A 4052-nucleotide genomic window follows, 5' to 3' on the forward strand; every position below is an offset into this window, starting at 1 on the left:
ATTAATAGAACCATAGAATCGCTCGGTGCGAATGCCGCCAATAAACCAGCAAATAACAAAGTCACTCCTGCGGCAATACTCATGGCTGTTCGTCCGATTTTATCGACAAGAATACCTGTTACGAGCGATGGAAGATACATAGAACCTACATGAAATCCTATAACAAGTCCAACCTCCGATAAACCTTGGCCATGATGTTTCATATGTACAGGTGTCATTGTCATGATAGCAACCATTACAATTTGCGTAAGTACCATCACCGTTGCACCGACTGTAAGGCCCCTTTTATTGAGAGCTTTTTTATGTAAAGATTCTGTCTTATTTCCATGCTCATTTTCTGGTTTTTGCGCTTCAATCATTTTCGCTATTTCTAATGGATCCGGACGTAACATAATAAAAAGGGCCAGCCCTGCTAAAATATATGCTGTTGCTGATAAAATAAACGGACCCGTAAGCGCCGGCACACCAATAGAAACGGCAAATTTACCCATAATATTTACTAAATTTGGCCTTGCCACGGCCCCAAGTGTCGTTACTTAGTAACCATAATTAAAATAGAAATATAATCTTCTACTGTGGCATTTTTAGATAGTCTCTTAGTTGTTAATTTAAGTATATGTCTGCCAGCACTCGGTGTACCGAACGCTAACTACATAAAACCAATGCTTAAAACCTCAAAAAAGGCTTAGGATCAGCTCCTAAGCCCTTTAATCTTTCTATTATTGAGTAATGCTTGAAATCAGATATTTTTAAAATAGCTAATTTAAACAAACTCCATTTTGAAAAATGATTAATCAAAATGGAGTCTATCCTTTTTTACTTAGTATGAGATTTTTTAATAAAGTTTGATTAATTTTGTATTCTTTATTTCACTAAAGCACCCCGTTAGCTTAAGTATACAAATTCACAAACTTAGCTGAAATCACTCTATTCACTACAGGATTGTTGCCGTTTTATAACATAAGAAGTACGATTCCTCATAGTGAAGAATCAACTATTTTGATGAATTAAATCATTTAGTAACCTTATCAACCCTATTTGTCCATATATACCCCTGATATCCTTCTGGAATTTTTTCAAGGCTTTCTTTTGTATCAAATCCTTCTGACCATTTACCATTTCCCTCTACGATCACGACTCGCGTGTTGACAGACTCCATTCTATCAATAAATTTATTTGGCCAACCCCATAAGTATTTCGCATATTTTAAAGGTAAATGCAGCTCCATATTATGCAATTCTTTCGGAATATATCCCGTCCAACCTAATAATTCATATTTTAATAGTGCATTTATCATCATTGTTTTCGTTAACAATTTCAACTCTGCATGTTTTGAACGTAAATAATCAAATCCTTCGCTGTCTCCATCACCATAAACTGTTATTTTATCTAATTGTTTCTTAGACATTTTACTTAAATATGAATCCCACAATACTTTTGTTGTTTCCATATCTCCATCTTTGTCATGAATTAAAAACTCATTATTAGGAAAAGCTGCAAACACCTCGTCTAAGCTTGGCATCATACCAATGCCTTTGCCACGAAACGGATAGCTCTCTCCATTATCAGCCGTATATCTATAGCCGACATCTAGTTTCTTCAATTCGTTCATCAAATAATCTTTGACTTCACCTTTACCATTTGTTCTATACTCTAAAGCGAAATCATGAAAAACAGCTAATTGATGATCCTTCGTTAACTTAATATCTAATTCCACTACGTCAGCACCATTATCAAAAGCTGCTTTCATAGAAGGCATTGTATTTTCTAAATAGGGATGCTCAGGTGGATAAATGATTTCAGCTGTATTCGTATCATACTCTACCTTTGAAATATCAAAGGTTTGAGCCAACCCTCTATGAGCTAGAATCTTATAATTTGTATCATTCGAATAAAATAGACTCGTATTATTCATCCAAACCATAACAACCAAAAGGGTTAATACCCCCAAAATGATATATGTCCTTTTACCTTTTCTTTTTTGCATTTGTTGATCCTTTCTTTTCTTACTTTTTACAATGTTACATCCTTTTATAAGAATATTTGAACTTATAGTATAATGCATTGTATTAAAAATACAATTCAGATAGCTATTATCTGAAAAATCAAACCTTATTCTCTCCTAATTCAACTAACCTGCTCCGTTAGTACAATAAGAAAAGAGAGCTGCCTATGCAACTCAATGATCTTCAAGTAAAGCACCCCGTTAATTTAAGTGTATTCATTCAAAATGTGCAAATAAGATTACAGAGCAAGGTCTATCAAGGAAAGAGTATAAGAATATTAAATAATGCGAACTTTAATACCGAAAACACCTGATGAAAAACAAATACTCAAAATAAAGAAAGTGATTCCCGCTATAATTGAAATTAATCCAATAGCATATCTTACTTTATCTTTAAAAATTTTGCATATGATTTTATAAATAACAATTCCAAGAAATCCACCTAATCCATTCAAAATTATATCATCAATATCAGTAGCACCTACTTTAAATAAATATTGCAAGACTTCAACTGCCACACTAATAATGACGCTCCATAAAGTGTTAATGAATACCCTTTTATTGTGATTAAACAAAATCAAATAGATACCTAATGGTATAAATAAAACAATATTACCTATTACATTGATTAAAGAAAAAATACCACCCTTAGATAAGTAATCTGTTATAGTATAAAACGGTATAAGATTTACAGATTGAAATGAATTCGTTTTAAAAAATAAAAATGCAAATAAAATTAAAATATAAAACACTAATCCTATAATTAACAAAATATAGTTTTGTTCTGTTTTTTTACTTTCATTAATCTTCATAGAGTATTCTCCAAATTCTAATTTATTTTCTTAAAAGATATCTGCCTATATTATTAAACCTGTAAACATTAATATTTTACTTAATTAATCCCCTATTGCGCTGTGTGGTACGGTTTGTCTTTTCTGCAACCTTTTTTTATTCCACTTCTATTAATTACTTTGAATCTAAAAAAGGACGCATTTACTTGTGATACGGTTCACCTTGACCTCTCTAAATGAGATTTTATACCTATGGCTTGATCCGGATAACTGAAGGATCTGTTGGATTTTCAATTGGAAATAGTCGCCTTTTGGCTCTCCTTCACTCTTTTGATGTTGTACCTGTATTTGGTATCTCTTTAAGTAGTGTTACAGCATGATTTATAATACCGTTACCGTTCATCAATTTCGTTCAGTTTATTCCGCACCCTCACCTAAGTTTCTACACGTTATCAGGAAATACTGTCACTATCACACCATCCGTATTATTGCCCGATACCTCATAACGAAGATTGGCTGGCACATTAATAGTAGTATTTTCAGTAACAGGATAATAAAAGACCTCATATTTTTGACCATTTACAGTAGCAGAAATATGTTTTTCTTCTTTTAGATAGTCTAAATATTCCTCTAACACAAAATTCTTTTCTTTCATAATCGCACTATGTGGTAAACCGACATAGCGAATATGCCATGGTTCATTCATAATTCCCGTTATGTCCGTTTTATCCTCTGGATAACGTAGAGTAAACCCGTATTTCCAAGCGTTCTCTGCAATCCACTCTCCCTCAGGTGCTACCTCCATCTTCCCTTGGGTACTTCCCACATCAAGCGATAAACCTAAATTGTGTTCGCTGTAACCTGCTGGCAAGGCACGAATGGAACCCATTTCTTTATAAAGTTTAGATTGCTCATCAAATCCTCGAAAACCACTTGTAATTAAAAAACTAGAAACTTCATCTTCTTTCGCATCAAGAACCATATCCGAAAATTTCCTTGCTATATCTTCTGATAAATATGTTTCGCTATTAAACAATCTGTTCCTTTTACCAATTCTTTGCGAACATTTAAATTGATGACATCTGATTTTATACTTTCATTGTGAACTGGGTGCTTACTGTTGACCAAAAGTAAATTTCCTTGATAAATTTGTTCTACTGGAATTTCTACTTTTTTTATATTTCCAGAAGACAACTTTCCCTCCACTACACCATTCTCATTATAGGCATTTCCTATTACACCTTTTTCATCTTGAA

Annotated in this window: 2 protein-coding genes and 2 pseudogenes; all 4 read right to left on the bottom strand. The window is 33.0% G+C overall.

Annotated elements, in window-relative coordinates:
• Nucleotides 1-536: pseudogene (locus ABE34_RS15710) on the bottom strand (MFS transporter); the annotation flags it as partial.
• Between the two features lie 476 nt (nt 537-1012).
• Complete coding sequence (locus tag ABE34_RS15715) at nt 1013-1987, bottom strand: glycerophosphodiester phosphodiesterase family protein (protein ID WP_197143433.1); 975 nt, start codon at nt 1985-1987, stop codon at nt 1013-1015.
• Between the two features lie 296 nt (nt 1988-2283).
• Nucleotides 2284-2817 (bottom strand): VanZ family protein, encoded by a 534-nt coding sequence (locus ABE34_RS15720; protein WP_197143434.1) that lies wholly within the window; start codon nt 2815-2817, stop codon nt 2284-2286.
• Nucleotides 2818-3238: 421 nt separating this feature from the next.
• Nucleotides 3239-4032, bottom strand: a pseudogene (vanY, locus tag ABE34_RS15725) (VanY-A/VanY-F/VanY-M family D-Ala-D-Ala carboxypeptidase).
• Nucleotides 4033-4052: the final 20 nt, after the last annotated feature.

The sequence above is a fragment of the Lysinibacillus sphaericus genome (assembly GCF_015844675.1).
Lineage (GTDB): Bacteria > Bacillota > Bacilli > Bacillales_A > Planococcaceae > Lysinibacillus > Lysinibacillus sphaericus_E.